Raw genomic sequence first — 3,801 nt, 5'->3', positions numbered from 1 at the left:
GAGGGACAATGACTTGGGCGTTTCTCTAAGGAGCCTTCGATGATTTGAGCCATACGATTGCGTCTATCTTTACGATAAATAAGCCAGTCTTCTTTGAAAGTGATGTTTAGGTCTTGAATTCCGAGTAATTTTTGAGTAACATAGTCCATATGAAGCAATTCCTATTCTGATGTTTTTTTTCACTTATCAGTTTACTAGGAATTGCTTTTTTTTGCACTCTGAATTACAAAAAAAGTTGCATGGAGAGCAAGCTTTCCACACAACTTATTATAGAACCATAAAAGCATTCTACAAGCAATACCAAATTGTATTTATTATGGAGCACCAGGTACAGGAAAATCATATAGTGTTTCTGAGAGGATTAAAGAAGTATATCCTAAATTTAATGAGTTGAATTCAGATGAATCTAAATTTGTATTTCGGACCACCCTACATCCGGAATATACGTATAGTGACTTTGTTGGCCAACTTATGCCTGTAAAAAATAATGATAGCATAACATATGAGTTTACTCCAGGTATTTTTACACTCGCCTTGAAGCAGGCGATTACAAATCCAGATCATTATGTTTTTCTTGTACTTGAGGAACTATCAAGAGCGAATGTTGCTTCCGTTTTTGGAGATTTATTTCAATTGCTGGATAGGGCTGAAGGAGTTTCAGAATATAGTATTTCGAATCCTCTAATAGCTAATTTTGTCTATCATGATCAAAGTAATAATCAGACTTCTACGATTTCAAATTCTTACATTTATTTACCGTCAAACTTTGTCTTATTAGGTACTGTGAATACAAATGATCAAAATGTATTCGTAATGGACACTGCCTTTAAACGTAGATTTGAGTGGGAATATGTTTCTACAGATGCAGTTGGAGATAATGTGAATAATCCTAGCATAGAATATCAAAAAGATAAATTTATTAGTTGGTGGGACTTTTATAAAGAAATAAATCGTTATATTACGGTCAAAATGAAATTGGGAGAGGATAAACAAATTGGCCAATTTTTTATAAAATTTAGTGAGGATAACTCTCGTAATAAAAAGTTAATTCAAAATAAGCTTTTACAGTACCTATGGGAAGATGTTGAGAAAGCTTCGTACGGAAAGAAGTTATTTAGTGAAAAAATAAACAGCTTTTCGGATCTTTACAAAAATTATGAGGAAGGGTTACAAATTTTCAGTGATGAATTTATCAATAGGATAGAGCTCTCGATTACCCACTTAGATAATGCAGATTTAATGGTTGCTGAAAATAATATTGGGGATATAAGTTATGATCAGAGAGATAAATAGGAAAGTTTTTGTAATTGATGGAGAAATTTTATCTCAAAGTATAATTAATGAATTCGATTTGGATATTAGACTAGGTGATTATAAGTATAATACATATGGAGTTTCTTATTGTAATTTTGTCGGATTTGTAATAAATAGGGATGGGGATATTTTGATTTCTTTCCCAAAACATTATGAAGATCTCAAAAATCCAAATGTTAATATTAATAGCAGTGACATTCGTACTCTGTTTCAAGTCATCATGCTCTATACTAAGCGAACTGATACAGATTACTTAAATCGAGAAGTGATAAATGATATCAGATGCTCTTTCCCATTTCAAGCTTTTTATGAAGTGTTAGATTACTACAAACGTTTTGGATTATACAGGGAGATTGAACAAGTAACCAAACCGGGTTACACTGGGAAGATTTCTTGGAAGGAGACTATTCGTAAGTCTCGGAAAGTCTTTGATGAGAATAATTTACTGTTCCTACCACTGCAAATTAGTAAAAATTATAGTAAGGAAGTCTTTTTGAGTGATTGTATGTCGTTTGTTCTTACATATACGATTAGAAATTTTCCACTTTTTATTGAAGAGCAGGTACCATTAATACAATCTAATAATTTTGATTTTTGGAACAATCGCCAATTTGTACTACAGAAACTCAATCAAATAAAGCAAGGTATATTTAAAGATAGTGATAAGAAGTTAGTGCATGCTTTGATTAATTTTTTCTCTAATATTAATCATCATGGGTGGTGCGATTTAAAACACTATAATTTTCAGAATATATGGGAGACGATGGTAGAGGTCTATTTAAATAAATGCTTTGTTGATGTTCGAAGCGATGGTTTATTTTTCGACATTCATCAATTAGAATCATCCGTTATGTTCACAAAGCATAATGAAAAAATTGATATTGCTAGAGGATTTGAACTAAATCCGGATCATTACTTCATAAAGAATGATAGATCTGAACAGTATATTTTTGATTCAAAATATTATCGAAAGATTAGTAGTCTAAATTACAAACAAGTCTCGTATCATTCTTTGATGAAGCATAAAGCTAAAGTGACACACAGTGCTTTAATAACTCCCATTGAGGATTCAAAAAAATTTGGTTATAGTAGAAAACATATTGAAACATCAGGGCAGGATGGAGATATGTTAATTTGGGAACATTATTTATCTGTTAAAGAAGTTATGGACGTATTTCTTAGAACGTAAATGTAATTAAGTGCGATTGTACTGAATTAATTTGAATCCAAATTATGTAAACGAAATTTAAAACTAATCATAATCCTTGGAATATCAACGATTATGGCTAGTTTTAATATTATACATGAAGTTTAACTTTTCCTAATAAGTCTTAAGAAAGATCCAAGTTTTGTTAATTTTACTAGGGGACCTCTAAAAACTAAATTTCTGAAAATCTAAATGTTGATTTATCAAGGTTTGAGTGATTCAATTTGAAGAAAAACTGGGGTTTTTAGAGGTCCCTACTAAAATTTCACCCCAAGTGCTTCAGATAGTGTTCATAAAAATCAATTAAAGATGATTTTATTTTAAGTAACTCGTTTGTATATAATTGATAAATCAAGCACGATAGGGATGATTATTAATATGAAAGGGTTTTGTCTATGAAAGTTATTTTATCCTTAATTGAAAATCTATTAACGGAAAAATTAGGGAATTATTTTAGCGGATTTTTGGGTAGAATAAAATTAAGATGCTTTGTCAAGAGACTAAAGGATGAAGTTGAGACTTCAATATTAAAACAATATGGAGATAAACCATATTATTCAGATTTTTCTCTATTTTTGATTGAGGAAGGTGTTCTTAATAACGTAATTAAAAATTTCCTTAATCCAAATGTTTTGCAATCTAAATCAATAAATCAAACAGTCGATTACTACATCAAATTATTCATAGAAAAATATCCTAGATATATCTTATTTGCAAGTGAGTTAAAGAAAATTATTCAAAAATATTGTGAAATTTTATTTATACAACTCAATAAAATCGGTACTCCGGAGTCACAAGCGATATGTTGGACTATTAAGGAAATTATTGATGGAGTAGATGTACAGTTACAGCATATTACAAAGTCTTTTGATAATGTTGCAGAGTCTTTTGATAATACTAATGCATTATTGAATAAGTCTATAAATGGTGATTTTAGGATAGACTTCTATATTAATACTATGTTAGAAACATCAGGTCAATCTTTGATGCAGTCCGACTATTTTGAGCGTTGTTTATTTCAGGATACGGAATATAATAAAGAAAGAAATTCATTAGATACCCTTTTAGAATATCGTAAAGTTGTATTGAAAGGGGATGCAGGATTTGGAAAAACATTTGAAACTTTTAAGCTTATAAATCAACTATGTAAAGAATATTCTAAATATAAATTAATTCCTGTTTATATTCCGTTAATGGAATATGGGGTGTGTCAAGAATTTTGTGTAAACTCCAAAGCAGAGTTTGAATGTGTGTATTAATCGGACAAGGAATTGTAAGGA

General features: G+C 30.1%; 3 protein-coding genes. All 3 read left to right on the top strand.

Annotated elements, in window-relative coordinates; translation table 11 throughout:
* Positions 1-285: 285 nt before the first annotated feature.
* The 3 genes from E5983_RS08710 to E5983_RS08700 all read left to right on the top strand — a co-directional run bounded on the left by E5983_RS08710 (position 286) and on the right by E5983_RS08700 (position 3,780).
* The gene (locus tag E5983_RS08710; protein ID WP_331251109.1) at positions 286-1,293 is read left to right on the top strand and encodes an AAA family ATPase; all 1,008 of its coding nucleotides are present in this window, start codon (positions 286-288) and stop codon (positions 1,291-1,293) included.
* The gene (locus tag E5983_RS08705) at positions 1,274-2,503 is read left to right on the top strand and encodes a hypothetical protein (RefSeq protein WP_160333448.1); all 1,230 of its coding nucleotides are present in this window, start codon (positions 1,274-1,276) and stop codon (positions 2,501-2,503) included. Before E5983_RS08710 ends, E5983_RS08705 begins: the two co-directional genes overlap by 20 nt.
* Before the next feature lie 413 nt (positions 2,504-2,916).
* A complete protein-coding gene (locus E5983_RS08700) occupies positions 2,917-3,780 on the top strand; it encodes a hypothetical protein (protein WP_160333447.1) in 864 nt (287 codons plus the stop codon).
* The last annotated feature ends 21 nt before the right edge of the window (positions 3,781-3,801 follow it).

Source organism: Streptococcus danieliae (assembly GCF_009767945.1).
In the GTDB taxonomy this organism is placed as follows: Bacteria; Bacillota; Bacilli; order Lactobacillales; family Streptococcaceae; genus Streptococcus; species Streptococcus danieliae.
This window is presented reverse-complemented; position numbering and strand designations above follow the sequence as displayed.

Bases quoted from the DNA above. Each gene is read 5' to 3' on its own strand.
- E5983_RS08705 (WP_160333448.1), top strand. From the start codon at position 1,274: ATGATCAGAGAGATAAATAGGAAAGTTTTTGTAATTGATGGAGAAATT.
- E5983_RS08700 (WP_160333447.1), top strand. From the start codon at position 2,917: ATGAAAGTTATTTTATCCTTAATTGAAAATCTATTAACGGAAAAATTA.